Origin of the sequence: Streptomyces sp. CB01580 (genome assembly GCF_001905795.1) — a bacterium.
Taxonomy (GTDB): Bacteria; Actinomycetota; Actinomycetes; order Streptomycetales; family Streptomycetaceae; genus Streptomyces.
In genome coordinates, this window is record NZ_LIXJ01000045.1 from 26,898 (window position 1) to 52,879 (window position 25,982).

At 72.5% G+C, this 25,982-nt stretch carries 25 protein-coding genes and 1 pseudogene; 22 read left to right on the forward strand and 4 right to left on the reverse strand.

Features of this window, described 5'->3' with window-relative positions; translation table 11 throughout:
- Positions 1-57 precede the first annotated feature (57 nt).
- From ald to AMK22_RS35160, 11 genes are all read left to right on the forward strand, one after another.
- Positions 58-1,173 carry an alanine dehydrogenase gene (ald, locus tag AMK22_RS35110; protein ID WP_073791638.1) on the forward strand — a complete coding sequence of 372 codons (1,116 nt, stop codon included), beginning with the start codon at positions 58-60 and terminating at the stop codon, positions 1,171-1,173.
- A 373-nt stretch (positions 1,174-1,546) separates the two neighbouring features.
- Positions 1,547-2,707 carry a ParA family protein gene (locus AMK22_RS35115; RefSeq protein ID WP_073791598.1) on the forward strand — a complete coding sequence of 387 codons (1,161 nt, stop codon included), beginning with the start codon at positions 1,547-1,549 and terminating at the stop codon, positions 2,705-2,707.
- Complete coding sequence (locus AMK22_RS35120; protein ID WP_073791599.1) at positions 2,704-3,294, forward strand: hypothetical protein; 591 nt, start codon at positions 2,704-2,706, stop codon at positions 3,292-3,294. Before AMK22_RS35115 ends, AMK22_RS35120 begins: the two co-directional genes overlap by 4 nt.
- A gap of 135 nt (positions 3,295-3,429) precedes the next feature.
- Complete coding sequence (locus AMK22_RS35125; protein ID WP_073791601.1) at positions 3,430-4,614, forward strand: segregation and condensation protein A; 1,185 nt, start codon at positions 3,430-3,432, stop codon at positions 4,612-4,614.
- Positions 4,611-5,258, forward strand: coding sequence for an SMC-Scp complex subunit ScpB (gene scpB / locus AMK22_RS35130; RefSeq protein WP_073791603.1), 648 nt, complete (start codon positions 4,611-4,613; stop codon positions 5,256-5,258). The genes AMK22_RS35125 and scpB overlap by 4 nt, the downstream gene beginning before the upstream one ends.
- Positions 5,258-6,364, forward strand: coding sequence for a pseudouridine synthase (locus AMK22_RS35135; RefSeq protein WP_073791605.1), 1,107 nt, complete (start codon positions 5,258-5,260; stop codon positions 6,362-6,364). The genes scpB and AMK22_RS35135 overlap by 1 nt, the downstream gene beginning before the upstream one ends.
- Positions 6,365-6,585: 221 nt before the next feature.
- Positions 6,586-7,245 (forward strand): nicotinamide riboside transporter PnuC, encoded by a 660-nt coding sequence (gene pnuC / locus AMK22_RS35140; protein WP_073791606.1) that lies wholly within the window; start codon positions 6,586-6,588, stop codon positions 7,243-7,245.
- Complete coding sequence (locus AMK22_RS35145) at positions 7,242-8,321, forward strand: AAA family ATPase (RefSeq protein WP_073791608.1); 1,080 nt, start codon at positions 7,242-7,244, stop codon at positions 8,319-8,321. Before pnuC ends, AMK22_RS35145 begins: the two co-directional genes overlap by 4 nt.
- Positions 8,321-9,052 carry an NUDIX hydrolase gene (locus AMK22_RS35150; RefSeq protein WP_073791609.1) on the forward strand — a complete coding sequence of 244 codons (732 nt, stop codon included), beginning with the start codon at positions 8,321-8,323 and terminating at the stop codon, positions 9,050-9,052. Before AMK22_RS35145 ends, AMK22_RS35150 begins: the two co-directional genes overlap by 1 nt.
- A gap of 98 nt (positions 9,053-9,150) precedes the next feature.
- Positions 9,151-10,173, forward strand: coding sequence for an ADP-ribosylglycohydrolase family protein (locus AMK22_RS35155; protein WP_073791611.1), 1,023 nt, complete (start codon positions 9,151-9,153; stop codon positions 10,171-10,173).
- 3 nt (positions 10,174-10,176) lie between these two features.
- Positions 10,177-10,992, forward strand: a complete 816-nt coding sequence (locus AMK22_RS35160; RefSeq protein ID WP_073791612.1) for a nucleotidyltransferase domain-containing protein — start codon at positions 10,177-10,179, stop codon at positions 10,990-10,992.
- A 27-nt stretch (positions 10,993-11,019) separates the two neighbouring features.
- Here AMK22_RS35160 and AMK22_RS35165 read toward each other — a convergent pair whose 3' ends face one another.
- Positions 11,020-11,724 (reverse strand): nucleotidyltransferase domain-containing protein, encoded by a 705-nt coding sequence (locus AMK22_RS35165; protein WP_073791613.1) that lies wholly within the window; start codon positions 11,722-11,724, stop codon positions 11,020-11,022.
- Positions 11,725-12,188: 464 nt separating this feature from the next.
- Here AMK22_RS35165 and aroH point away from each other — a divergent pair, with 464 nt between their 5' ends.
- The 5 genes from aroH (at position 12,189) to der (ending at position 16,768) form a co-directional block, all read left to right on the forward strand.
- Positions 12,189-12,551 (forward strand): chorismate mutase, encoded by a 363-nt coding sequence (gene aroH / locus AMK22_RS35170; RefSeq protein ID WP_073791614.1) that lies wholly within the window; start codon positions 12,189-12,191, stop codon positions 12,549-12,551.
- Positions 12,548-13,633, forward strand: coding sequence for a prephenate dehydrogenase (locus AMK22_RS35175; RefSeq protein ID WP_073791615.1), 1,086 nt, complete (start codon positions 12,548-12,550; stop codon positions 13,631-13,633). The genes aroH and AMK22_RS35175 overlap by 4 nt, the downstream gene beginning before the upstream one ends.
- A gap of 182 nt (positions 13,634-13,815) precedes the next feature.
- On the forward strand, positions 13,816-14,532 hold the full coding sequence (gene cmk / locus AMK22_RS35180; RefSeq protein ID WP_073791616.1) for a (d)CMP kinase: 717 nt from the start codon (positions 13,816-13,818) through the stop codon (positions 14,530-14,532).
- Positions 14,529-15,188, forward strand: coding sequence for a lysophospholipid acyltransferase family protein (locus AMK22_RS35185; protein WP_073791617.1), 660 nt, complete (start codon positions 14,529-14,531; stop codon positions 15,186-15,188). The genes cmk and AMK22_RS35185 overlap by 4 nt, the downstream gene beginning before the upstream one ends.
- A 110-nt stretch (positions 15,189-15,298) precedes the next feature.
- Positions 15,299-16,768: a ribosome biogenesis GTPase Der gene (gene der / locus AMK22_RS35190; protein WP_073791618.1), complete on the forward strand. Its 1,470-nt coding sequence runs from the start codon at positions 15,299-15,301 to the stop codon at positions 16,766-16,768.
- A gap of 413 nt (positions 16,769-17,181) precedes the next feature.
- Here der and AMK22_RS35195 read toward each other — a convergent pair whose 3' ends face one another.
- Together AMK22_RS35195 and AMK22_RS35200 are read right to left on the reverse strand one after the other, a co-directional pair.
- On the reverse strand, positions 17,182-17,550 hold the full coding sequence (locus AMK22_RS35195; protein ID WP_073791619.1) for a hypothetical protein: 369 nt from the start codon (positions 17,548-17,550) through the stop codon (positions 17,182-17,184).
- A gap of 490 nt (positions 17,551-18,040) precedes the next feature.
- Positions 18,041-18,841, reverse strand: a complete 801-nt coding sequence (locus tag AMK22_RS35200) for a hypothetical protein (protein ID WP_073791620.1) — start codon at positions 18,839-18,841, stop codon at positions 18,041-18,043.
- A gap of 355 nt (positions 18,842-19,196) precedes the next feature.
- Here AMK22_RS35200 and AMK22_RS35205 point away from each other — a divergent pair, with 355 nt between their 5' ends.
- The 5 genes and pseudogenes from AMK22_RS35205 to AMK22_RS35220 all read left to right on the forward strand — a co-directional run.
- Entirely contained in the window at positions 19,197-20,480 is a 1,284-nt protein-coding gene (locus tag AMK22_RS35205; protein WP_073791621.1) for a glycosyltransferase family 4 protein, read from the forward strand.
- The gene (locus tag AMK22_RS35210) at positions 20,477-21,421 is read left to right on the forward strand and encodes a transferase (protein WP_107430714.1); all 945 of its coding nucleotides are present in this window, start codon (positions 20,477-20,479) and stop codon (positions 21,419-21,421) included. The genes AMK22_RS35205 and AMK22_RS35210 overlap by 4 nt, the downstream gene beginning before the upstream one ends.
- A 260-nt stretch (positions 21,422-21,681) precedes the next feature.
- Positions 21,682-21,876, forward strand: coding sequence for a hypothetical protein (locus AMK22_RS39315; RefSeq protein ID WP_143203646.1), 195 nt, complete (start codon positions 21,682-21,684; stop codon positions 21,874-21,876).
- A gap of 92 nt (positions 21,877-21,968) precedes the next feature.
- Positions 21,969-22,184: an I78 family peptidase inhibitor gene (locus tag AMK22_RS35215; protein ID WP_073791622.1), complete on the forward strand. Its 216-nt coding sequence runs from the start codon at positions 21,969-21,971 to the stop codon at positions 22,182-22,184.
- Between the two features lie 62 nt (positions 22,185-22,246).
- Positions 22,247-22,449: pseudogene (locus tag AMK22_RS35220) on the forward strand (I78 family peptidase inhibitor); the annotation flags it as partial.
- Positions 22,450-22,544: 95 nt separating this feature from the next.
- On the opposite strand, the gene AMK22_RS35225 reads toward AMK22_RS35220, so the two are convergent.
- Positions 22,545-23,582 carry a phosphatase PAP2 family protein gene (locus AMK22_RS35225; RefSeq protein WP_073791623.1) on the reverse strand — a complete coding sequence of 346 codons (1,038 nt, stop codon included), beginning with the start codon at positions 23,580-23,582 and terminating at the stop codon, positions 22,545-22,547.
- 541 nt (positions 23,583-24,123) lie between these two features.
- Here AMK22_RS35225 and AMK22_RS35230 point away from each other — a divergent pair.
- Positions 24,124-25,881 carry an MFS transporter gene (locus AMK22_RS35230; protein WP_073791624.1) on the forward strand — a complete coding sequence of 586 codons (1,758 nt, stop codon included), beginning with the start codon at positions 24,124-24,126 and terminating at the stop codon, positions 25,879-25,881.
- The last annotated feature ends 101 nt before the right edge of the window (positions 25,882-25,982 follow it).

The window sequence follows — 25,982 nt, forward strand, 5'->3', positions numbered from 1 at the left end:
ATCCGGGTATGTGTAGTCATGTCCGGGTAACCCTCTGAGTCAAGGACCGTGATCGACGTGAAGGTCGGCATCCCCCGCGAAGTCAAGAACAACGAGTTCCGCGTGGCCATCACGCCCGCCGGTGTGCACGAGCTCGTCCGCAACGGCCACCAGGTCCTCGTCGAGCAGAACGCGGGCGCCGGCTCCTCCATCACGGACGAGGAGTACGTCGCCGCCGGGGCGCAGATCCTCCCCGCCGCGGACGAGGTCTGGGCCGCCGCGGACCTGGTGCTCAAGGTCAAGGAGCCGATCGCGGAGGAGTACCACCGCCTCCGCAAGGACCAGACGCTCTTCACCTACCTGCACCTCGCCGCCTCCCGCGAGTGCACGGACGCGCTCGTGAAGTCGGGCACGACGGCCATAGCGTACGAGACCGTCGAGACCGCGAACCGCGCCCTGCCGCTGCTCGCCCCCATGTCCGAGGTGGCGGGCCGGCTGGCCCCGCAGGTGGGTGCCTACCACCTGATGCGCTCGGCCGGTGGCCGCGGCGTGCTGCCGGCCGGTGTCCCGGGCACGGCGGCCGGCAAGGCCGTCGTCATCGGCGGCGGTGTCTCCGGCTGGAACGCCACGCAGATCGCCGTCGGGCTGGGCTTCCACGTCACGCTGCTCGACAAGGACATCAACAAGCTGCGCGAGGCCGACAAGATCTTCGGCACCAAGGTGCAGACCGTCGTGTCCAACGCCTTCGAGCTGGAGAAGGCCGTCGTCGAGGCCGACCTCGTCATCGGTGCCGTGCTCATCCCGGGCGCCAAGGCCCCGAAGCTGGTCACCAACGAGCTCGTCGCCAAGATGAAGCCCGGAAGCGTACTTGTCGACATTGCGATCGACCAGGGCGGCTGCTTCGAGGACTCGCACCCGACGACGCACGCCGAGCCGACCTTCAAGGTCCACGAGTCGGTCTTCTACTGCGTCGCGAACATGCCGGGCGCGGTGCCGAACACCTCCACCTACGCCCTCACCAACGCCACGCTGCCGTACATCGTGGAGCTCGCCAACCGGGGCTGGGTCGAGGCCCTGCGCCGGGACGCCGCCCTCGCCAAGGGTCTCAACACCCATGACGGCAAGGTCGTCTACCGCGAGGTCGCCGAGGCGCACGGCCTGGAGCACGTCGAGCTGAGCACGCTCCTCGGCTGACGTTCCGCGCAGTCCGCGGGCTTCGCAGTCCAAGCGGGGCGGGAGGGTGCCTCCCCACCTCCCGTCAACCTCATACGTCGGGCCGGACCTTGCCGAGCAGGGTCCGGCCCGACGCGTGCCCGGACCCGGGCGGCCGTCGTTCAACTCGTCTCGAACGCGGCCCTTCGACCGATTCGTGCCCCCGATAAAGGTGCGTCTCGATGCCCGTGCACTCTTGACAGCGAGGTGTTCGATTGCCGACACGACCGGCCGGGTCCGGTGGATTGTGTTGCTGCGAAGCGGTGACACGCCATAGAGTCGCCAATCGTCGGCATGGTGCCACGCTGACCTATCGATAAGTTTCCTGGTCACTTCCAAGGAGGTAAGACGACTTGTGAATGAGTCGACATTTACTCCCGGGGGTGTTCGTCCAGGGAAGCCCGCACGGGGCCGGGGCCCGCACGGGCCGGAGGCTGTCGGCTCCGTCGCTGTCCGCACCTTCGCCACCAACCAGCACATGACGACAGCCCCCCAGATGATGGACGGCCTACACGTGAACGCCATGGCCGGCAACGAGAGTGGCCGAGAGACCGCCCGCTTCGCCGACTTCGACGAGGTGCCCCAGGGGCACTTCTACGACCCCGATGCCGAGTACGAGCCCGATCCGGAGTACGCGGCCACCCTCGCGCCCGACGCTGCCCGCCAGCGCCGCGAGCGGGTCGGCCCGACCGGTCGGCCCCTGCCCTACTTCCCGATCCCGGGCCCGCTGACCGACCACGGCCCCGCGAAGATCATCGCGATGTGCAACCAGAAGGGCGGCGTCGGCAAGACCACGTCGACCATCAACCTGGGTGCCGCGCTCGCGGAGTACGGACGCCGGGTCCTGCTCGTCGACTTCGACCCGCAGGGCGCCCTGTCGGTCGGACTCGGCGTCAACCCGATGGAGCTCGACCTCACGGTCTACAACCTGCTCATGGAGCGGGGCATGTCGGCCGACGACGTCCTGCTGAAGACCGCGGTCCCGAACATGGACCTGCTGCCCAGCAACATCGACCTGTCGGCCGCCGAGGTGCAGCTGGTCAGCGAGGTCGCCCGGGAGTCCACCCTGCAGCGCGCCCTGAAGCCGCTGATGGCCGACTACGACTACATCGTGATCGACTGCCAGCCCTCGCTCGGCCTGCTCACGGTGAACGCCCTGACGGCCGCTCACAAGGTCATAGTTCCGCTGGAGTGCGAGTTCTTCGCGCTGCGAGGGGTGGCGCTGCTCACCGAGACCATCGAGAAGGTCCAGGAGCGGCTCAACCCCGAGCTGGAGCTCGACGGCATCCTCGCGACCATGTACGACTCCCGCACGGTGCACAGCCGCGAGGTCCTCGCGCGCGTCGTCGAGGCGTTCGACGACCACGTCTACCACACGGTCATCGGGCGCACCGTGCGCTTCCCCGAGACCACGGTCGCCGGTGAGCCCATCACCACGTACGCCTCGAACTCCGTCGGTGCCGCCGCCTATCGCCAGCTCGCCAGGGAGGTGCTCGCCCGGTGTCACGCCGAGTGAGTCTGCCCGGAGCCGACGAGCTGTTCCGTACCACCGGGGGCATGGGCCTCCAGTCCTCGTCCCCGGTGGACCGGCGGCGCAAGGCGAACGGCGAGGCCCGGGTGCCGGGTCCCGCCGGTGAGAACGACCCCGGGGCCGAAGGGTCCGGGACGGGCGCGGCCGAGGCGGCCGACGTCAGGGAGGAGCACACGGCGGCGGACGCCGACGCGGCGCAGCCGCGCGGACGGGGCGCCGAAGGCGAGCGGGGGACGGCGGCCGGGCAGCCGGTGCGCAGGTCCCGGCCGACCGCGTCCCCGGACCGGGAGGCGGCGTCCGTCCCCGCCGTGCAGCAGCAGCGCAGGCGCGGCGGCGGTCGCGGGGCGAACCGACGGCCCAGCGGCCGGGAGCGCCACGACGAGAAGATCACGGTCTACGTCTCGGCCGAGGAACTGATGGACCTGGAGCACGCCCGTCTCGTGCTGCGCGGTGAGCACGGACTCGCTGTCGACCGGGGCCGGATCGTCCGCGAGGCGGTCGCCGTGGTGCTGGCCGACCTGGAGTCGCGGGGCGACGCGAGCATCCTCGTACGGCGGCTGCGCGGGCGCTGACCGGGTCGCCGGTAGCCTGCCCGGAGTGCCGCCGCGGCCGGCCGCCCGCCCGGGGCCGCCGCGGGCCGATCGGCCGGCCCCTCTTCCGTACGGGCCGCCGCCCGCCGCCCGTATCCCGCTTGCCCCAGGACCCTCATGCCGACGACCGACGAGCCCGCCCGCACCCCCCGCCGCCCCCTGGGCCGCGGTCCGGGCGGCCGGGCCGCGCCGGAGCCCGGGCCGGGGGAGAGGGAGGACCGGGGACCCGGGCAGGAACCGGCCGCCGCATCGCCCGCCGTGGCCGACGTGGCTCCGGGGGGCCCTGCGACCCATGACGGTCGGGCCGACGACGGGCGGATCCCCGGCGGTCGCGCCGATGACGGGCAGGCCTATGGTCGGCAGGCCGATGGTGGGCGGTCCGACGAAGGACGGGCCCCCGACGGGCAGGTCGACGACGGCCGGTTCACCGTGCGGCTGGCGAACTTCGAGGGACCGTTCGACCTGCTTCTCCAGCTGATCTCCAAGCACAAGCTGGATGTGACCGAGGTCGCGCTGTCCAAGGTCACCGACGAGTTCATGGCGTACATCCACGCGAGGGGACCGGACTGGGACCTGGACCAGACCACCGAGTTCCTCGTCGTCGCCGCGACCCTCCTGGACCTCAAAGCCGCCCGGCTGCTGCCCGCCGCCGAGGTGGAGGACGAGGCGGACCTGGCGCTGCTCGAAGCCCGGGACCTGCTGTTCGCGCGGCTGCTCCAGTACCGCGCGTACAAGCGCGTCGCGGAGATCTTCGACGGCCGGCTGGTGTCGGAGGGGCGGCGCTTCCCTCGCACCGTGGGGCTGGAGCGGCACCATGCGGAGCTGCTTCCCGAGGTCGTCATCAGCATCGGGGCCGAGGGCTTCGCCCGGCTCGCCGTGAAGGCGATGCGGCCGAGACCCGAGCCGCAGGTGTACGTCGATCACATCCACACACCGCTGGTCAGCGTGCGGGAACAGGCCGAGGTCGTGGTGGCGCGGCTGCGCGGGGCGGGGGAGATCAGTTTCCGGGAGCTCACCGAGGACGCCCCGGACACCCTCACCGTGGTCGCCCGCTTCCTCGCGCTGCTGGAGCTGTACCGGGAGAAGGCCGTCGCGCTCGACCAGGACGTGGCCCTCGGGGAACTCCTGGTGCGCTGGGCCGGGGGAGAGGGGGCCGGCCCCGTCGTCACGGACGAGTTCGACTCCGGGAACGGGACCGAGGCACAGGAAGCCGGGAACGGTGCCGGGGCGCGGGACGCGCGGGAGGACGGCGCCGGGGACAGGGCCGGGGCGCGGGACGTCCAGGAGGATGGGAAGGCATGACACAGCAGGACACCACCGGCTCCGCCGTCGCGGATCTCGCACTGAAGCCCGCTCTGGAGGCCGTCCTCATGGTCGTCGACGAGCCCGCCACCGAGGAACACCTCGCCAAGGTGCTCCAGCGGCCCCGCGCGGCCGTCGCCGACGCGCTGCGCGAGCTGGCCGGCGAGTACACCGCAGGGCGCCGGGGCTTCGAGCTGCGGCTGGTGGCCGGCGGCTGGCGCTTCTACACCCGGCCCGAGTACGCGGCGGCCGTCGAGGGCTTCGTCCTGGACGGCCAGCAGGCCCGGCTCACCCAGGCGGCACTGGAGACCCTGGCCGTGGTCGCGTACCGCCAGCCGGTCAGCCGGTCCAGGGTCTCCGCGGTCCGCGGCGTGAACTGCGACGGGGTCATGCGGACCCTGCTCCAGCGGGGGCTCGTCGACGAGGCGGGCACGGAACCCGAAACAGGTGCGATCCTGTACAGGACGACGAACTACTTTCTGGAGCGGATGGGCCTGCGCGGCCTGGACGAGCTCCCGGAGCTCGCGCCCTTCCTCCCCGAGGCGGACGCGATCGAGGCCGAGACGCGAGAGGGTGTGCCGTCGTTCGATCCGGACGCACCGGACACCCCCGATACCCACGCAGACGACAAGACGGAATTTTGATGCGAAGCAGTGGCAGGAACAGCGGAAGCGGCGGCGGCCGGAGCGGCGGCGACCGGAATCCCCGGGGTGCCGGTGCCGGTCGCGACGGTCGGCAGGAGCAGCGTCCCCGCAGGCCCCGGCCGGAGGAGCGCCGCTACGACGTGGGCGCCCCGGACGGGCAGGGCGGCGACGGTCCCCGCAAGGGGCGCGGCGCGGCGGCGCGCGGCGGTGCCAAGGGCGGCCCGAAGCCCCCGCAGGCCCGCGACGACCGCGGCGGCGGCCGGCGCAGGCAGGGCGCCCCGTCCCGCCCGCGCGAGCTCGACGCCAAGATCGAGCAGCGCAACCGGGACCGGTACGCGGGCAGGTCCGAGGTCAGGACGCCCAAGACCTTCCCGGGCGCCGAGCAGGAGGGCGAGCGGCTGCAGAAGGTCCTCGCCCGGGCCGGGCTGGGTTCGCGCCGCGCCTGCGAGGAGCTGATCGAGCAGGCCCGCGTCGAGGTCAACGGCGAGATCGTCCTGGAGCAGGGCCGGCGCGTCGACGTGCACAAGGACGAGATCAAGGTCGACGGGCTGACCGTCGCCGCCCAGTCGTACCTCTTCTTCGCGCTGAACAAGCCCGCCGGTGTCGTCTCCTCCATGGAGGACCCGGACGGCCGCCAGTGCCTCGGCGACTACGTCACCAACCGCGAGACGCGGCTGTTCCACGTGGGCCGGCTCGACACCGAGACCGAGGGCATCCTCCTGCTCACCAACCACGGTGAGCTGGCCCACCGGCTGACCCACCCCAGGTACGGGGTGAAGAAGACGTACCTGGCCGCCATCCAGGGGCCGCTCCCGCGCGACCTGGGCAAGCGGCTCAAGGACGGCATCCCGCTGGAGGACGGGTACGCCCGCGCCGACCACTTCCGGGTCGTCGAGAACACCGGCAAGAACTACCTGGTCGAGGTCACCCTCCACGAGGGCCGCAAGCACATCGTCCGCCGGATGCTGGCCGAGGCCGGCTTCCCCGTCGAACGGCTCGTCCGGACGTCGTTCGGGCCGATCCCGCTGGGCGACCAGAAGTCCGGCTGGTTGCGCCGCCTCACGAACACCGAGGTCGGCATGCTGATGCGCGAGGTCGGTCTGTAGTCCCGCGGCTCCGTCCGCCGCGCCACGGCCGGTCCGCGTTCCCGCACCGCCGTCCGTGGCGTTGCACCGCGCTCCCGCGCCCCGTCCGGGGCGCTCCGGCTCCGCCCGTTCCGAGGCCCGCGTCCGGTTCCCGTACTCGCACGTCGAGCGGGAACCGGACGCGGGCCTTTCGTCATGCCCGTTCCTCCTTTATAGTCAGAGTGACTATTAAGGAGGCGGGAGTGAGTCTCGCGGATGTCCTCGATCCTCTGCAGCAACCCCTGGTGACGATCCTCGGCACCCCGGTCAGCTGGACCGAGGTACTCGGTTTCGGCAGCGGGGCGCTCTGTGTCTGGCTCGTGGCCCGCCAGCACATCGCCAACTGGCCGATCGGCATCGCCAACAACCTCTTCTTCATCGTGTTGTTCGCCCAGTCCGGTCTGTACGCCGACGCCGGCCTCCAGGTCGTCTTCATCGCCCTCGCCGTGTTCGGCTGGTGGACCTGGACCCACGGGGGTGGACCAGGTGCGCCCGACCTGCCGGTGCGCCGTACCACGCGCACCGAATGGGTCCTGCTGCTCGCGGCGGGGGCGGTGGGGACCTGCGCCCTCACCGTCCTGCTGGACCGTGCCACCGACTCCACCGTGCCCTTCTGGGACGCCCTGACGACCGCGCTGTCCCTGACGGCCACGTACGGGCAGTGCCGCAAACTCGTCGAGTCGTGGTGGCTCTGGATCGCCGCCGACGTGGTGTACATCCCGCTCTACGCGCACAAGGAGCTCTACCTCACCTCCCTGCTGTACATCGGATTCCTGATGCTGTGCCTGGCCGGCCTGCGCAACTGGCGGCGCGATCTCGCCGCCCGGCAGCAGCCGCAGCGGCCCGTGGAGGTGACGGCGTGAAGCGCTTCGGGCACGGGCTCGTCCTCGGCAAGTTCTATCCGCCGCACGCCGGTCACCACCACCTCGTGCGCACCGCGCGGGACCGGTGCGAGCGGCTGACCGTCCTGGTCTGCGCCGCCTCCGTCGAATCCGTGCCGCTCGCCGAACGGGTGGCCTGGATGCGGGAGACGCACCCGGACGTACGGGTCGTGGGCGCCGTCGACGACATCCCCATGGACCTCCACGACCCGGCGATCTGGGACGCGCACATGGCCGTCTTCACCCGGGCCGTGCCCGAACCGGTGGACGCCGTCTTCACCTCGGAGTCGTACGGGGACGAGCTGGCCCGCAGATTCGGTGCCGTGCCCGTCTGCGTCGATCCCGACCGCACGGTCTTCCCGGTCTCCGGCACCGCCGTCCGCAAGGACCCGGTCGGCTGCTGGGACTTCCTCGAACCGCCCGTCCGGGCCGCGCTCGCCCGCCGGGTCGTCGTCCTCGGCGCGGAATCCACCGGCACCACGACGATGGCCCGCGCGCTCACCGACCACTACCGGCGGCGCGGCGGGGTCTGGGCGCGCACCGGGTACGTCGCCGAGTACGGACGGGAGTTCAGCGAACGGAAGCTGGCCGAGCTGCGCTCCCGGTGGCCCGACGCCCAGTGGGAGGACGTCACCTTCGGCACGGAGGACTTCCCGCTGATCGCCCGGGCGCAGAACGACGCGGAGGAGTCGGCCGCGCGCGCCGGGTCGCCGGTGCTGATCTGCGACACCGACTCCTTCGCCACCACCGTCTGGCACGAACGCTACGTCGGTGGACGCAATCCCCTCGTCGAGGAGATCGCCGACCGGGTCCCGCACCACCTGTGGCTGCTCACCGACCACGAGGGCGTCGCGTTCGAGGACGACGGGCTGCGCGACGGCGAGGAACTGCGGCCCTGGATGACCGACCGCTTCCGCGCCGAACTCGCCCGTACCGGAAGACGGTTCGTCGAACTCACCGGGCCCCACCCGGAACGCCTGGCCACCGCCGTCGACGCCGTCGACGCCCTGCTCGCCGCCGGCTGGGACTTCGCCCCGCCCCTCCCGGAGCGCCGATGATGAGCACCGGTGTCCCCGCGGGCTACGACCCGTACGCCTTCGAACCGTTCGCGGTCACCGTCGATCTCGCCGTCTTCACGGTCCACGCCACCCGGCTCGACGTCCTGCTCGTCGAGCGGGGCGAGGACCCGTACAAGGGCTGCTGGGCACTGCCCGGCGGCTTCGTCCGGCCCCACGAGTCCGCCGAGGACGCCGCCCGCCGGGAACTCGCCGAGGAGACCGGGCTGACCCCGGACACGGCCTCGGCCCTCCACCTGGAACAGCTGCGCACCTACAGCGACCCGGACCGGGACCCGAGGATGCGGGTCGTCTCCGTCGCGTACGCCGCACTCGTCCCCGACCTGCCCGAACCGCGCGGCGGCGGCGACGCGGCCAGCGCCCGCTGGTGGGATGCCGGGGCCACCGGTCCACTCGCCTTCGACCACGACCGGATCCTCGCCGACGCCTACGACCGGATCGGCGCCAAGCTCGAATACACCTGCCTGGCCACCGCGTTCTGCCCGCCCGAATTCACCCTGGGGGAACTCCAGCAGGTGTACGAGACGGTCTGGGGCGTCACGCTCGACCGGCCCAACTTCCGGCGCAAGGTCCTCGCCACACCCGGCTTCGTCCAGGCAGTGGAGGGACCGCCGCGCCGCACCGGCGGACGCGGCAAGCCCGCCGCGCTCTACCGGGCGGGCGCCGCCACCGCCCTGCACCCCCCGCTCCTGAGGCCGGAAGGCCACTCCTGACGCCGGGCAGCCGTTCCCGGCACCGCAAGACCGTTCCCGGCACCGCAAGACCGCTGACACACCGCAAGACCGCTGACGACACCGGAAGGAAGAACCACGTGATCGTGACCAGGACCACCACCAAGCAGGCCGCCACCGGAGCACTCACCGGGCTCGCGCTCGGCGACGCGCTGGGCTTCCCGACCGAGTTCAACAACGTGCCGTCGATCCTCGCCAAGTGCGGTCCATGGCGGCAGATGCGGCTGCCGAATCCCGCGTACGTGACCGACGACACCCAGATGACGCTCGCCCTGGCGCGGGGCATACGCACCGCCATGGACCGCGGGCTGCTCACCCCGCTGCGACTGGTCCGCCCGGTGCGCGAGGAGTTCGTCGACTGGTACCACTCGCCCGACAACAACCGGGCCCCGGGCCGTACCTGCATGACCGCCTGCCGGCTGCTCGACAGCGACCGGCTGTGGCAGGAGGCCAGCCGGACCGGGTCCAAGGGCTGCGGCGCCAACATGAGGGTCGTACCGGTCGGGCTCGTCCCCAGGCTGAGCGACGAACAGCGCTCCGGCGCCGCCCAGTTGCAGGCGGCCCTCACCCACGGCCACCCGACCGCCCTCGCCGCGTCCGACCTGACGGCCCGCGCGGTGTACCTGCTGGCGCAGGGGGCGGAGCCGACGGGCCTGATCGGGCAGCTGCGCAGTTACGCCTACGAGAACAGCGGACGCTATCTCACGCGCTGGCTCGGCGACCTGTGGCGGTACGCGGGCGACTCCTCCCCGGAGCAGTACATCCGGCGCGGCTGGGAGGAATGCCTCGATGCCCTGGCCCGTGTCCAGGACGCGGTGCGCGACCCGTCCCCGGAGACCGACCCCTGCGAGACCACCGGCGACGGCTGGGTCGCGGAGGAGGCGCTCGCCACGGCCCTGCACTGCTTCCTGCTCTTTCCCGAGGACCCCGTCACCGCCCTGCGCCGGGCCGCCTGCACCCGTGGCGACTCGGACTCCCTCGGCTGCCTCACCGGTGCGTTCGCCGGTGCCCACCTGGGAGCGGGCGCCTGGCCCAAGGAGTGGTCGGAGCGGATCGAGTACCGCAGCGACCTGTTGGCACTGGGGGCGCTCTGGGACGCTTGATCCATGCGTACGAAGACGGAACACCTCCAGGAGGCCGGGCTGCCGGTCACGGACCTCGACCCGGTCCTCGCCGGGGAACGCGACCCGCTGGTGTTCGTCACGGTCTCCGGGGCGCATCTGTACGGGTTTCCGTCCAGGGACTCGGACGTGGACCTTCGGGGGGTCCATCTCCTGCCCGCGGAGGATCTCCTCGGGCTGCGCCCGCCCGAGGAGACACGCTCGCGGATGTGGGACCGGGACGGGGTCGAGATGGACCTCGTCACCCACGACCTGCGGAAGTTCGTCCGGCTGATGCTGAAACCGAACGGCTACGTGCTCGAACAGCTGCTGTCCCCGCTCGTGGTGCGCACGAGCGGACCGCACGCGGAACTGGCGGACCTGGCCCCCGCCGTGCTCACCCGCCGCCACGCCCACCACTACCGCGGCTTCGCCCGCACCCAGTGGGCGCTCCACGAGAAGACCGGAGAACTGAAGCCCCTGCTCTACACGTTCCGGGCACTGCTCACCGGCATCCATCTGATGCGCAGCGGCGAGGTGACGGCGCATCTGCCGACGCTGCTCGGCGAGGTCGCCGCCCCGGCGTATCTGCCCGAGCTGATCGCCGCGAAGGCCGAGGCCGAGCACGTGGGAGCGCAGGACGTGGACGGCACGGGGGTGTCCCGGGACGTCGAGAGGCTGCACGAGGTGCTCGACCGGGCGCAGGCGGAGTCCGCGCTCCCCGAGGCGGCCGGAGGACTCGACGCCCTGCACGACCTCGTGGTGCGGACGCGGCCGACGCCCCGTCCCCCGGTCACGCCCTCGGCCGCCGGGCGGACCTGACCGGGACTCGTCCGGCCCGGGAGGCGCTCACCCCTGGTCGTTTCGCAGCGCGGACGCCCGGCGGGTGCGCACGAGGAAGTCCTCCACGCGGGAGCGGTCCGGCTGCGGGGGGAGCGGCGAGGTCCGTACGGCCTCGTCGTTCTCCTCCGCCAGCCGGGTCATCCGGCGTTCGACCTCCGGCCAGGGCACCTCGCCGCGCTTGACCGCCAGCAACTCCTCCCGGGCCGGCCCCACCTCGATCACGAGCTCGCCGGTGCGCAGCAGATCACGGCCGGTGGTCAGCAGCCGCAGCAGATGCATGGCGTGCTTCCAGCGCGGCGCCCCGTACTGCCGGACGTCCGCCTCCAGTTTCCTGCGCTGCCCCAGCGCGTACCGGACGAAGGTCCGATGGGCCAGCCGGGACAGGAACGCGCCGCGCAGGGACAGGAGTTCACGGCCCACGTCGTCGATGCGCTCCACCAGCGGCGAGTGCAGGCACTCCAGCACATTGGGGTTGGCGCGCAGGGCCAGTTCGCAGAAGCGTTCCAGCTCCCAGGAGAACTGCTCCTCCGCCGGCCCCTCGACATGCGTCGGCGGCTTGTCGAACCGCCAGAACAGCGGGGTCGGCACGAGGAAGACGCCGCGCCGGTCGGTGTCACTGCCGTCCGTGGCGAGCCCGAAGGCGCGCGAGCCCATCACACACGAGTAGACCGTGTGATCGCGCACCAGAGCCTCGGGATCGGGGGTGATCATGCCCGCGAGGCTACGCGAGCGGGCGCGTCCCGCGCCGGGAGTTCTCCGCTGCCCGGACCGCCGCGCCCCCGTCGGCGGTCCGGGCCCTCGCGGGTCCGCGCCTCTTCTGCGGCCCGGGCCGATGGCGGCTCCGCCGCGTTCAAGTGGCGGAGGCCGGGGTTCTGATCGACATTGTCGATAAATCATCACCTCCGGAAAGGCGGAACCATGGCGGGAAACGACCTCGGCGGCCTGCTGGGCGCCGCCCTGCCGAGGTCCGTCCCGTCATTCGTGGTGGGCCGGCGCGCGGCGTCGGATGCGGTGGATCGCGAGGCGGCGGGGCGCCCGCCCACCGGACCTGTGCGGGCGTTCCGGCAGCGCGGCGAGGCGCCGCAGCCGTCGTCGGGCGCCCGCCGGCGCTCAGCCGGGCAGACCTTAGGCTGGTCGCGCGGAAGGATCATGTACGCGAGAGTCGGGAGCACGACGTGGTGGTTCGAGCGGTCCGCGGAGCCGTCCAGCTGGATCAGGACGAGGCCGGGCACATGGCCGAGCGGGTCGGCGCCCTGCTCACCTCGGTCCTGGAGCGCAACAGCCTCGTCGCGGACGACCTGATCAGCATCTGGTTCACCGCCACCCCCGACCTGCACAGCGACTTTCCGGCGGCCGCGGTGCGCGGGCTCGGTATCGTCGACGTGCCGCTGATCTGCGCCCAGGAGCTGGACGTCGCGGGAGCCATGCCCCGCGTGGTGCGGATCCTGGCGCATGTCGAGACGTACCTTCCCAAGTCCGAGATCACGCACGTGTACCTCGGTGCCACCGCCGCCCTCCGCAAGGACATCGCCCAGTGAGAACCGCCCTCGTCATCGGAACGGGCCTCGTCGGCACCTCCGCAGCCCTCGCCCTGGCCGGACGCGGCATCCAGGTCCACCTCGTCGACCACGACCCCGAGTCGGCCCGCACCGCGGCGGCGCTCGGCGCCGGTACGGACGAGCCGCCCGAGGACCGTGTCGACCTGGCGGTCGTGGCCGTGCCGCCCGCCCACGTGGCCCCGGTACTGGCGAGTGCCATGCGCGACGGCGTCGCCCGCGGCTACCTCGACGTGGCCAGCGTCAAGGGCGGCCCGCGCCGCGAGCTGGAGGCGCTCGGCGTCGACCTCGCCCCGTACATCGGCACGCATCCGATGGCGGGCAAGGAGCGGTCCGGCCCCCTCGCGGCCACCGCCGACCTCTTCGAGGGGCGCCCCTGGGTCCTCACCCCGACCCGGGACACCGACACCGAGGTCCTCAATCTCGCCCTGGAACTGGTCGCGCTGTGCCGCGCCGTCCCGGTCGTCATGGACGCCGACGCCCACGACCGGGCCGTCGCCCTGGTCTCCCACACCCCGCAGCTGATCTCGTCGATGGTCGCCGCCCGCCTGGAGGAGGCCGACGAGACCGCCGTGCGCCTCTGCGGCCAGGGCATCAGGGACGTCACCCGGATCGCCGCGTCCGATCCCCGGATGTGGGTGGAGATCCTCTCCGCCAACCCCGGGCCGGTCGCCGACGTGCTGGCCGGGGTCGCCGCCGATCTCGACGAGACGGTACGGGCGCTGCGCGCCCTGGAGTCCGCCGACGGCGAGCGGCGGCGCGAGGGCACCGAGGGCATCGAGGACGTCCTGCGCCGCGGCAACGCGGGCCGGGTGCGGGTGCCCGGCAAGCACGGGGCGGCCCCCGCCTCGTACGAGATGGTGTCCGTGCTCATCAGCGACCGGCCGGGCGAGCTGGCCCGGATCTTCGTCGACGCCGAACAGGCCGGGGTCAACGTCGAGGACGTGCGCATCGAGCACGCCACCGGGCAGCAGGCGGGCCTGGTCCAGCTGATGGTCGAGCCCAGCGCCGCTCTCGGGCTGAGCGCGGCCCTGCGCGAGCGCGGCTGGGCCATACGGCAGTAGGCCGTACGCCGTCCGTCCGGAGCGGGCCCGTCCCCGGCGGGCGGCGAGCCCGGCGACGGGCGCTCCGGGCGGCGGTCCCGGGCGGTTGTCCACAGGGGTGCGGAGGACCGTCCCGACACTCGGTAACCTTGTGCGGGGCGGGTTCGCGCGCGCCCTGTCCGCCCACCCCGTGTACCAGGAAGGTGTCCACCGCCGTGGAAACCGCAAGCGCCGCCGCCCGGACGGCCCCGGCCGCAGTGATCGTCGCCATCGACGGCCCCTCCGGCACCGGCAAGTCGAGCACGTCCAAGGCCGTCGCCGCCCAGCTCGGTCTGAGCTACCTGGACACCGGCGCCCAGTACCGGGCGATCACCTGGTGGATGCTGAACAACGGCATCGACGTCGCGGACGCCGCGGAGGTGGCGACCGCCGCCGCCAAGCCGGTCATCGTCTCCGGCACGGACCCGGCCGCCCCGACGATCACCGTCGACGGCGCGGACGCCTCGGGCCCGATCCGTACCCAGGAGGTCACCGCCAAGGTCAGCGCCGTCAGCGCGGTCCCCGAGGTGCGCACCCGGATCACCGAGCTGCAGCGCACCATCGCCGCGGCGGCCGAGCTGGGCATAGTGGTCGAGGGCCGCGACATCGGCACCACGGTGCTGCCCGACGCCGACCTGAAGATCTTCCTCACCGCGTCCCCGGAGGCACGTGCCGCCCGCCGCAGCAAGGAGATCAAGGGCTCCGACCTCGCCACCACGAAGGAGGCGCTGATCAAGCGCGACACGGCGGACTCCGGCCGCAAGACCTCGCCGCTGGCGAAGGCGGACGACGCCGTCGAGGTGGACACCACCGAGCTGACCCTCCAGCAGGTCATCGAGTGCGTCGTCACCCTCGTCGAGGAGAAGCGGACCGCGAAGTGACCCGAGCCACCACGGGCTCGCCCTCACCGCGCGGCGCCGCAGTCGGACGCGGGATCGGGATCGGCCTGATGTACGGGCTGTGGAAGCCCCGCGTCCTCGGCGCGTGGCGGGTGCCCACCACCGGACCGGTCATACTCGCGGTGAACCACTCCCACAACATCGACGGTCCGATGCTGATGGGCACCGCGCCCCGGCCCGTCCACTTCCTGATCAAGAAGGAGGCGTTCGTCGGCCCGCTCGACCCGTTCCTGCGCGGAATCGGGCAGCTGAAGGTGGACCGCACAACCGCCGACCGCACCGCCATCACCAACGCCCTCGGGGTGCTGGAGAACGGCGGTGCCCTCGGGATATTCCCCGAGGGCACCAGGGGCGAGGGCGACTTCGCGGCCCTGCGCGCCGGGCTCGCGTACTTCGCGGTGCGCAGCGGGGCACCGATCGTGCCGGTGGCCGTCCTGGGCAGCACCGAGCGCCGCGGTCGGCTGGTACGTGCGCTGCCGCCGCTGCGCAGCCGGGTCGACGTCGTGTTCGGGGACCCCTTCGAGGCGGCGGCGGTGGGCGGCCGCCGGACCCGCGCGGCGCTGGACGCGGCGACGGCGCGGATCCAGGCGAGGCTGACCGCCCACCTGGAGGAGGCCCGGCGTTTCACCGGGCGGTGAAGGGCGTCCCGTGCGCCCGCAGAGGGGCATGGGGCTCCCTTGCGTAAGACTTGAGTAGTGGGCCGCTCGATGGCGGCCCATCGATGATGAGGCAAAGAGGAACGGACTTCATGAACGACCAGATTCACTCCGGGGGCTCGGACCACGAGCACGGAGCGCTTGGCGACGCCGAGTACGCGGAGTTCATGGAGCTCGCCGCGGAGGAGGGCTTCGACGCCGAGGAGATCGAGGGCGCGATCGACGCCGCGGGGCACGGGCCGCTGCCCGTCCTCGCCGTCGTCGGACGCCCCAATGTCGGCAAGTCGACACTGGTGAACCGGATCATCGGCCGCCGCGAGGCGGTCGTCGAGGACCGGCCCGGGGTCACCCGCGACCGCGTCACCTACGAGGCCGAGTGGGCGGGCCGCCGCTTCAAGGTCGTCGACACCGGCGGCTGGGAGCAGGACGTGCTGGGCATCGACGCCTCCGTCGCCGCCCAGGCCGAGTACGCGATCGAGGCGGCCGACGCGGTCGTCTTCGTGGTCGACGCGAAGGTCGGCGCCACCGACACCGACGAGGCCGTCGTCAAGCTGCTGCGCCGGGCCGGCAAGCCCGTCGTGCTGTGCGCCAACAAGGTCGACGGCCAGAGCGGCGAGGCGGACGCCGCCATGCTCTGGTCGCTGGGTCTCGGCGAACCGCACCCGGTCTCCTCGCTGCACGGCCGCGGCACCGGCGACCTGCTCGACGCCGTGCTCGAAGCACTGCCCGAGGCCCCGGCACAGAGCTTCGGCGCCGTGGTCGGCGGCCCCCGCCGGATCGCCCTCATCGGCCGTCCGAACGTCGGCAAGTCCTCGCTGCTCAACAAGGTGGCCAACGAGGACCGCGTCGTCGTCAACGAGCTCGCGGGCACCACGCGCGACCCGGTCGACGAGCTGATCGAGCTCGGCGGCGTCACCTGGAAGTTCATCGACACGGCCGGCATCCGCCGCCGCGTCCACCTCCAGGAGGGCGCGGACTACTACGCGTCGCTGCGCACCGCCGCCGCCGTGGAGAAGGCCGAGGTCGCCGTCGTCCTGATCGACGCGGGCGAGACCATCAGCGTCCAGGACCAGCGCATCATCACCATGGCCGTGGAGGCCGGGCGTGCCCTGGTGATCGCGTACAACAAGTGGGACACCCTCGACGAGGAGCGGCGCTACTACCTGGAGCGCGAGATCGAGACGGAGCTGGCGCAGGTCGCGTGGGCCCCGCGGGTCAACGTCTCCGCGGCCACCGGCCGCCACATGGAGAAGCTGGTCCCCGCGATCGAGACCGCGCTCGCCGGCTGGGAGACCCGTGTCCCCACCGGACGGCTGAACGCGTTCCTCGGCGAACTCGTCGCCTCCCACCCGCACCCGATCCGCGGCGGCAAGCAGCCCCGGATCCTCTTCGGCACCCAGGCGGGCACCAAGCCGCCGCGGTTCGTGCTGTTCGCCTCCGGCTTCCTGGAGCACGGCTACCGGCGCTTCGTCGAGCGTCGGCTGCGTGAGGAGTTCGGCTTCGAGGGCACGCCGATCCACATCTCGGTGCGGGTCCGCGAGAAGCGCGGTCGCAACAAGTAACGGCCCGGGGCCGACAGGGAGCGTCGTCGTGCGGCTTCGGCCGCTAGTGCCGCTCCCGGCAACGTTTGCCCCGTCGCACCGCCCGGCACGCACTCCCCCAAGGCCTTAAGGGCCAGGGGGGGACCCCCTTCGGCGTTGGCCGAAAGCCCTCGTAGCGGGCTACGTGGGCTTTCGGCCGCCTTGCGATCGCACGCACCGGACGCCGCTCCTTCCGGGCAAACCTTGCCGGCCACAGCACTGGGCGGCGGAGGAGCCGACGGGGCACATCGGCGGCCGACGACAACGCGGTGGGCGCAGCCGCAGGACGGCATGAGCCCGCTCCCTGCCGCCCCCGGCCGCGTAACGCCCATACGTGCGTGACGGAGCCCCGGACCGGTTCGTGAACGATGCGGTCCGGGGCTTCGTCATGCGGCTCAGACGCCGCGCGAGCCCGGTGGGAGAGCGGCCTGGGCCCGCCCGGAATGCCGCCCCACCCGCTGCCAGGCGGCGGGACCGCCGGTGGGGGAGGCCGCGCCGCCATGGCGTCCGGTGGACCCGCCGTGCGCGGAGGACACGCTGTGTACGGACAGGCCGGTGGAGAGGCCCGCCGGGTGACCGGAGGAGTGGCCGTTCAGCGGGGCGCGCCCGCCGAGCAGTCCGAGGCCGAAAGCCACGAAGCCGAGATTCTCCTCGCCGCTACGATCGCCCGGCAGCGCCCGGAACGACCGGCGGTACTCCGAGTACAGCGCGTCGTAGATCGGGGTCTGGGACTGACCGCCCGAGGGCTCCCGCGAGGGGCGCATGGCAGGGATCGGGCTCGGGCGCTGACGGGAGGAGTCGTATGAGTGCACGTATGTGCCAACGACCCCGGGGTCCGTCGGATGCGGGCCCGGCCGAGAATTAACTGTTCGCCGCGGCCCCGGGCCTGTCTTCGGGCCGTCGCACGCCGTGCGACGGCCCGAAGACAGGCCCGGGGCCCGATGAGCGCGAATCAGGTCCCGGCCAGCGGCATCGCCGCGGCGACCAGGAGTCCGTTCGCGGCGGCCTTGTCCAGGGCGTCGCGCAGCAGGTCCTCGCGGGGCTGCTGGCCGANCGAGGGGCGCATGGCAGGGATCGGGCTCGGGCGCTGACGGGAGGAGTCGTATGAGTGCACGTATGTGCCAACGACCCCGGGGTCCGTCGGATGCGGGCCCGGCCGAGAATTAACTGTTCGCCGCGGCCCCGGGCCTGTCTTCGGGCCGTCGCACGCCGTGCGACGGCCCGAAGACAGGCCCGGGGCCCGATGAGCGCGAATCAGGTCCCGGCCAGCGGCATCGCCGCGGCGACCAGGAGTCCGTTCGCGGCGGCCTTGTCCAGGGCGTCGCGCAGCAGGTCCTCGCGGGGCTGCTGGCCGATCGCCCCCGCCGGAGCGGCGTAGACGAGCACCGTCCGCGTCTTGTTGGCCGCGGTCCGCCAGCCCTCGGTGACCTGGAGCGGTGCGTGCGCCTGCCACCAGGCGACCTGGGGTCCGCCGTCGGTGCCCGGCTGGAGCACGGCGTGCAGCCGACCCATGGCGAGCAGGATCGACCAGCCGGGCAGGGCCGCGGGCACCTGCTCCATCCGATGGACCGGCTGGAAGCCCTGCTCCAGGAGCAGTTGGAGGAACTCGTCGCCCCGGCTGCCGTCCGTGCCCGGGCGGACGATCGCGCCCGTCGGCTCGACGACGAGCGCCGGGTGGAGATCGTCGTCGATCAGCACGAGTCCGCTGGTGATCCCGAGGACGGCCTGCTCGGCGCCGACGCCCTCCGGAAGCACCCGCCGGCCCTGCGGCTCCGTCTCCCCGCCGGTGATGCTGCGCACCGCGCCCTGCAACTGCTCCTCCGCGACCCTGACGACCTGTGAGGGGATGCAGCTCGCGTGGGCGAAGGCGAGGACGGCGGTCTCCTCGCCGACGAAGAGGACCGTGCTGGTGCGTTCCTGTTCGGAGTCGCCGGGGGTACGGCACGAGGTGCAGTCGTAACTGCCTGGGGTGTTGTCGCCGACGAGCAGTCGGTCGGCTTCGGCGTCGCCGATCTCGGCGCGTACGTCCTCGCTGACGTCGAGCATGCGCGGCACGGGTGGCTCCTCGAACTCGGTGCGTGCGCCGGGCGCTTCCCGGCTCATGAAAAGGACAACGGGCGATCCGAGGCAGGGGTCACGCGAGAAAGGGAACGTAATCGAACCATCTGACGTAGAGAGTGAATCTCAGGTTCCGAGGGGTGGTTGCGCCCTATATACAACGATTGGTGCCGGGTGAGGTGGGCCAATCTGCTGTGCAGCGGTTCACCGATACGTCGATAAATCAGGAAAACAGGTGAACGCAAAGGTGGCTGAAACTGGTCCAGGTGCGGAATGAACCGATGGCCGATCCGACCCGTCCTGGCAAGTGCGGCCCGCCGTTGACCCGCCGAACCAGGAGCCATGGCACTTCATGCACATCTCTTTCCTGCTCCACAACGCCTATGGAGTCGGGGGCACGATCCGTACGACGTTCAACCTCGCCGGGACGCTGGCCGAGCACCATGACGTGGAGATCGTGTCAGTGTTCCGGCACCGGGACGTCCCGGTGCTGGGCGCCCCGGCGGGCGTCCGCCTCGGGCACCTCGTCGATCTGCGGAAGAAGAGCCCGACGTACGACGGCGATGCCGCCGACCACGCCCGCCCCGCGTCCGTGTTCCCGCGCGGCGACAGCAGGTACCGGCAGTACAGCAGGCTGACCGACGCCCGGGTGGCGGACCACCTGCGCTCCCTGGACGCGGACGTCGTCGTCGGCACCCGCCCCGGGCTCAACGTGCAGATCAGCAGGCAGACCCGGCGCGGGCCCGTGCGGATCGGGCAGGAGCACCTCACCCTCGACAGCCACGGCTACCGGCTGCGCCGCGAGATCGGGCACCGCTACGCCCTGCTCGACGCGATCACCACCGTCACCGAGGCCGACGCCCGCGCCTACCGGGCCGGGTTCAGGCTGCCCGGCGTGCGCATCGAGGCCATCCCCAACAGCGTGCCCGTGCCGCGGATCGCACCCGCCGACGGCACCGGCAAGTGGGTCGTCGCCGCGGGCCGGCTGCACAGGGTCAAGCGGTACGACCTGCTCGTCCGCGCGTTCGCCGACGTGATCGCCGTCCGCCCGGACTGGCGGCTGCGCATCTACGGATCCGGCGACGCGACCGGGAACGAGCGCCGGGCGCTGCTCGCGCTCGTCGGCGAACTCGGCCTGCACAACCACGTGTTCCTGATGGGCGCGGTCGATCCCCTGGAGGCCGAGTGGCCCAAGGGGTCGATCGCCGCGGTCACATCGGACCGCGAGTCCTTCGGCATGACCATCGTGGAGGCGATGCGCTGCGGCCTGCCGGTCGTCGCCACCGACTGCCCGCACGGCCCGCGCGAGATCATCGGGGACGGCAGCGACGGACGGCTGGTGCCCGTCGGCGACCCGGTGGCGCTGAAGGACGCACTCCTCGGCCTGATCGAGGACGACGAGGCCCGGCGGCGTTTCGGACGCGCCGCGCTGGCCGCATCCGAGCGCTTCGACCCGGCGCGGATCGCCGAACGCCACGAGCGGCTCTTCACCGAACTCGCCTCCCGGGTCCCGCACGACCGCTCGCACGGCGCGCTGCGCACCACACTGCACCGGACCCGGAGCGCCGTACTGGACGGGGCGTACGCCGTGCGCCACAAGGCCGCAGACATCATCCGCAGGAGGAAGTCCGCATGACCGTCCCCGCAGAACGTACGACCCTCGCCGCGGAGCGGCGGGCACCGCGGGCCGACTGCGTCGCGGGTCCGGACGGGTCGATCACCTTCGAGCTCGACGTCCCCGCCCCCGGATCCGACGGCCCCGGTGGCCAGGACCGTCTCGCCGGCCAGGACGGTCCCGGCTCCGCTCACCACGGTCCCGGCTCGGGCCGTGACGATGGGGAGGCCCCCGAGCTGCTCCTCCGGCTGCGTGGCGGCAGGGGCGACGGGGCCGCTCTCCGACTTCCCCTGACACCGGTGGGGGAGGGGCGGTTCCGGGCGGTGCTGCCGAGCACGGTGGAGCCCGCCGAGGGCCGCTGGGACGTTCATGTGCGACGGCCGGGCGCGGGCGACGACGCGGAGACGGCGGTCGAGCCCGGCATCAGGGACCTGCGACTGCTGATGGACCGCGTACCGGAGGGCGGGCGGGTCGCGGTCCGCATCCCCTACCCGACCGTCGACGGCCGGCTCGCCCTGCACTGCTGGATCCGCTCACCGCACGCCGAGGCCGGGCCGGTGACCTTCGAGGGGAACGGGATGACCGTCGAGGGCACCCTGTACGGGGCCGCGCTCGGCGACGGCGCCCATGTGGAGGCGAGGTGGACCGGCGCCCCCGACCAGGTGTGCCGGGTGCCGGCCGGCGGGAGCGACGGGGCGTTCGCCTTCACGCTGCCGTTCGACCGGCTCGTGGACGGGCCGGTGCGCGGCGAGCGGCTGTGGTCGCTCTGGCTGGTCCCCGGGACCGGCGCCGGGGAACGGGCCGGAGCGGTGCGGATCTCCCGCCTCCTCGACGACGTGTGGGACCGCAAGAACGTCTTCGTCTACCCGGGCCGCGACATCGGGGAAGGGGTCCGGGCCACTGCCTGCTACACGGGTGACAACGACCTCTGCGTACGGGTCGGGCCCGGCCCCGGAGCCTGACCGGGAAGGTCGGGGCGGCCACTGCGGACCGGTCGCGGAACCGGGCCTGCCGCGGCCCTCGGCCCTCCGTGACCGGTGGGGCCGGAACGCCGGGGCCTCCCTCCGCAGCCGGTGGAGCCGGATCACCGGGGCGGCCCTCGGCCGCCGCCCGGGCGGCGTACCCGTACCCGTCCGAGCCCTGCCGTCCCGGGATGCCGCCGCCTCTCCGCGCGCCCCCGAAAAGAATTTGTGACCAGACGATAAGGGTGCCATAAGGAAGCGTGAATTCCCGCTGGCACGAGCGTTCACGTCGGATATTGGGCGGAGAAATTCTGGTCTCTCGGAACGAGGTGATTCGCTCGATTTTCCGCGCCCCGCGCATGATTTCCCGAAGTTTTCCGATTACCCTGCGTCGGGGCGTGGGCGGCGTGTTCGGGGCGCGTGACGACGCCGGAACCGATGTCGTGATCCTGTGACACAAGTGTGACCGGCAAGGTATGTGGGGATGCCGCGCGACGGATCCGGTCCCGGCTTTCCCCGCGGCCCCCGGACACCTACGGTGAGGGGTATGACGACTTCGTCGAACCGTCCCGTCCAGCCCCAGGACTCGCCCGGCACGTACGTCGGCCTCGCCGCCGACACGGCCGAACGGCGGGCCCGTGCCCGCGGCTGGACCACCGTCAGATCCGTGCCGCCGGGCACGGTCATCACTATGGAGTTCCGGGCCGGGCGGATCAACTTCGAGGTCGCGGACTCGGTCGTCACCCGCTGCTGGGTGGGCTGAGCCCCTCCCCGCCCGGCTCCCGCACGCCGCCGGCGACCTGATCGCCACCGAGGTCGGCGTCNCGAACCGTCCCGTCCAGCCCCAGGACTCGCCCGGCACGTACGTCGGCCTCGCCGCCGACACGGCCGAACGGCGGGCCCGTGCCCGCGGCTGGACCACCGTCAGATCCGTGCCGCCGGGCACGGTCATCACTATGGAGTTCCGGGCCGGGCGGATCAACTTCGAGGTCGCGGACTCGGTCGTCACCCGCTGCTGGGTGGGCTGAGCCCCTCCCCGGCATGAGTGAGGGCCCCGACCACGTCGGGGCCCTCACTCATGCCGGGGAGGCGGGGTGCGTACCGGCCTCACCGCCCGCGGGGGTCAGCCGCCGGTGACCGGCCGGGCCGACGCCGCTCCGCCGCGCGGCACCCGGTCCGGGTGCGGCGGCCGACGGCTGCCGGTGGGGGTGATCGGGGTCCGCTCCGAGCGCGGCAGATGGACCTGGTGCGACGGCGGACCCGAGTGGGCGTGCGGCCGGGTGCCCGCGACCGCGTTGGTCGCCGGGGGGCCGCCCACGGCGACCGGCTCCGGCACCGGGCCTGCGGCCGGGACGCCGTCGCCGTCCGGCAGCGGGAACGCCTCGGTCCGGGGGCCCGCGACCGGGACGGGCACGGAGGGCACGGGACGGCCGAGACCCCGCAGGCTCTCGCGCTGCGCGAAGATCCAGGTCTCGGTCCGGGCGATCAGCGGCTCGACCCAGGGCAGCGCCAGCAGGATCAGCAGTCCCGCGGCCCAGCCCAGCAGCACATCGCTGAGCCAGTGCGTGCCGAGGTAGACGGTGGTGAGCCCGACGCCGAGCGAGACGATCGCCGAGAGGGCCGACAGGTAGCGCCTGGCCCTCGGCGTGGTGGCCAGATAGGCGAGGATCCCCCAGGTCACCACCGCGTTGGCGGTGTGACCCGAGGGAAATATGTCGCCGCCGGCGAAGAGTTCCGCGGAGCCGATCTGGGTCGCGTAATGCGGCCCGAGCCGCCCCAGGCCGATCTTGACCGCGCCGACCGTCGCGTTGAGCAGCAGCAGTGCCGCACCGAGCGTCAGCAGGGGCCGCAGCGTGTGCTGCCGCCAGGAGCGCCAGCCGAGCCAGCAGGCGACCATGGTGGCGGTGGGACCGCGCTGGCCGAGCACGACGTAGTAGTCGAGGAACGCATGGATTTCCGGCCATTGCTGATACGGCCGGAAGAGCATGACCTTCCAGTCCAGCGCCACCAGCCAGGAGGAGACCAGCACGGCGACGACGATGGCGACATAGAACGCCAACGTCCCGCCGAAGAGAGCGACACGGTGACGGCTCATCCGTGGTGGTTCTATCTTCGGCGGCTCCGGCTCCCGGTCCAGGCGGGCAAAGATGTCGGTACGCACCCAATCGACGTTACAGCGAGTGAGTGCGCGACCAGGACGTTCAGGTCTCTTTGTGATGACGATGTGATGTGGGCTATGTCTCGGCAGGGCCTTAATTTCTGATCCGAAGAAGCTTATCGACGCGCCTTTGCATCATTCATTTCGCACTTATTTCGGAAGGGTGTTTGGCGCGGGCGGAAAATACCAGGAGGCGTCGGTACGAAAACAAACCGCACCACGGGAGGGAGGGCGGACGGTGTCCGTCCGGTCACCGAAAGTTCCCGTGCCGGGCCCGGCGATCGCTCCGCGGACCGGGGCGAGTACCTTCTGTGCCGGGCGCGGAGGTCGTTCGCGCGGGCCGAAGGGGTGAGCGCGACCCGCCGCGTGACGCAGGCCGCACTCCACGGCCCGTCGAGGTATGAGGTGGACCACGTGTGAGTTCTCCGAACTCGCGTACGCTGACGGATCACTCGCCCGTCGATGCCGGGCCCCGAGGGGCGGCACGTCCGCCGCGTACCCGGCCGGCCCGCCGAGCGCGAGGGACCTTTTGGGAGGTACATGCATGTCCGGGACGACCACAGCCCGAGCCCGGTCATGCCCGGTGGGCGGCGGTGCCAATCGATGGGTCGTCCTCGTCGTCCTCTGCCTCAGCCTGCTGCTCGTGGCGCTCGACGCGACCGTGCTGCACGTCGCGGTCCCCTCCCTCACCGAGGACCTGCGGCCCAGCGCCGTCGACCTGCTCTGGATCGTGGACGCCTACCCGCTGGTCTGCGCCTCGCTGCTGATCCTCTTCGGGACGCTCGGCGACCGGGTCGGCCGTCGTCGCGTCCTGCTGCTCGGTTACGCGCTCTTCGGCATCGCCTCCGCGATCGCCGCGCTGGCCGACACCCCCGGCGTGCTCATAGCGGCGCGCGCCCTGCTCGGCGTCGGCGGGGCGATGATCATGCCCGCCACGCTGTCGATCCTCCGCCAGGTCTTCCCCGACCGCCGCGAGCGGGCCGTGGCGATCGGCGTCTGGTCGGCGGTCGCCGCCGTCGGGGCCGCCACCGGGCCCGTGGTCGGCGGCTTCCTCGTCGAGCACTTCTGGTGGGGCTCGGTCTTCCTGATCAACATCCCGCTGATGGCCCTGGTGCTGCCCGTCGGCCGCCTGCTGCTGCCCGAGTCGCGGGGCGGCGGCGACGGCCCGTGGGACGTGTTCGGCGCGCTGATGGCCGCGGCGGGGGTGCTCGGCGTGGTGCTCGGAGTGAAGCGGGCGGGTGCCGGGGAGGGGCTGCTCAGCCCGACCGCGCTGGTCCCGCTGCTCGTCGGGGCGGTGCTGCTCGTCCTGTTCGCGCGCCGCCAGAAGCGGCGAACGCATCCGCTGATCGACATCGGGATGTTCGCCAGGCCCGCCTTCTCCACCGCGGTCGGCTGCACCGTCGTCGCGATGCTGGCCCTGGTCGGGCTGCAGCTGATAGCCGTGCAGTACCTCCAGCTCGTCCTCGGCCTGAGCCCGCTCGAGACCGGTCTGCGGCTGCTGCCGCTCACGTTCGCCGCCATGGCGGCGGGCGCCACCGGCTCGTACACACTGCACCGCGTCGGGCCGCGCCGGATGGTCGGCTGGGGTTTCGTGCTCACCGCCGCCTCGGTGCTGGTCCTGACCGCGATGGGCCGGCACGACCGGCCCGCCCTGCTGGCCGCGGCCTTCGTCGCACTCGGCTTCGGGCTCCAGACCACGCTCTTCGGGGCGTACGAATCCATGCTCAGCGACGCCCCGGCCGACCGGGCGGGCGGCGCGGCGGCCATCGGCGAGACCTCCTACCAGCTCGGCGCGGGCATGGGGATCGCCTTTCTCGGCAGCGTCATGAACGCCGCCTACGCCCCCGGACTCGCGAAACTGTCCGACAAGGGCCTCTCCGCCGCCGACAGGGAGGCCGCCGCGCACTCCCTCGGCGAGGCGTACCAGGTGGCCGACCGGATCGGCGGTCCGCTGGGGGAGTCGCTGCGGACCACGGCCTGCGGCTCCTTCATCACGGGACTGCACGTCACGCTGCTGGTCAGTGCGGCCCTCCTGCTGCTCGGGGCACTCGCCGCGCTGCGGCTGCCGCGCAGGACGGAGGATCCGGCCCTGCCCGCCGTCGAGCCGGAGGACGCGCCCGCCTCCCCCGTCGGACCGGAGGGCCCGGCCACGGCTCACCGTGTGACGAAGGGGGCCGGTGCGGGTGAAGGGGTTCCCGAGGCGCGCCAGGCCCCTTGCGAGGGCTCCGCGCGACGTACGCTCCCGGCGCCGGCCCGCCGCAGGCCCGCGGAGGCGACCGGCTCTGGACGGCCGGGGCGCTGACCCGTAACGTCGCCTCGACGCCATGACCCACACCGCTGGTTCCGGGTCGGCCGGCCCACGGTGCGGGGAGCGGGACCGGTCGGGTGCGCACCCGGCTCCGT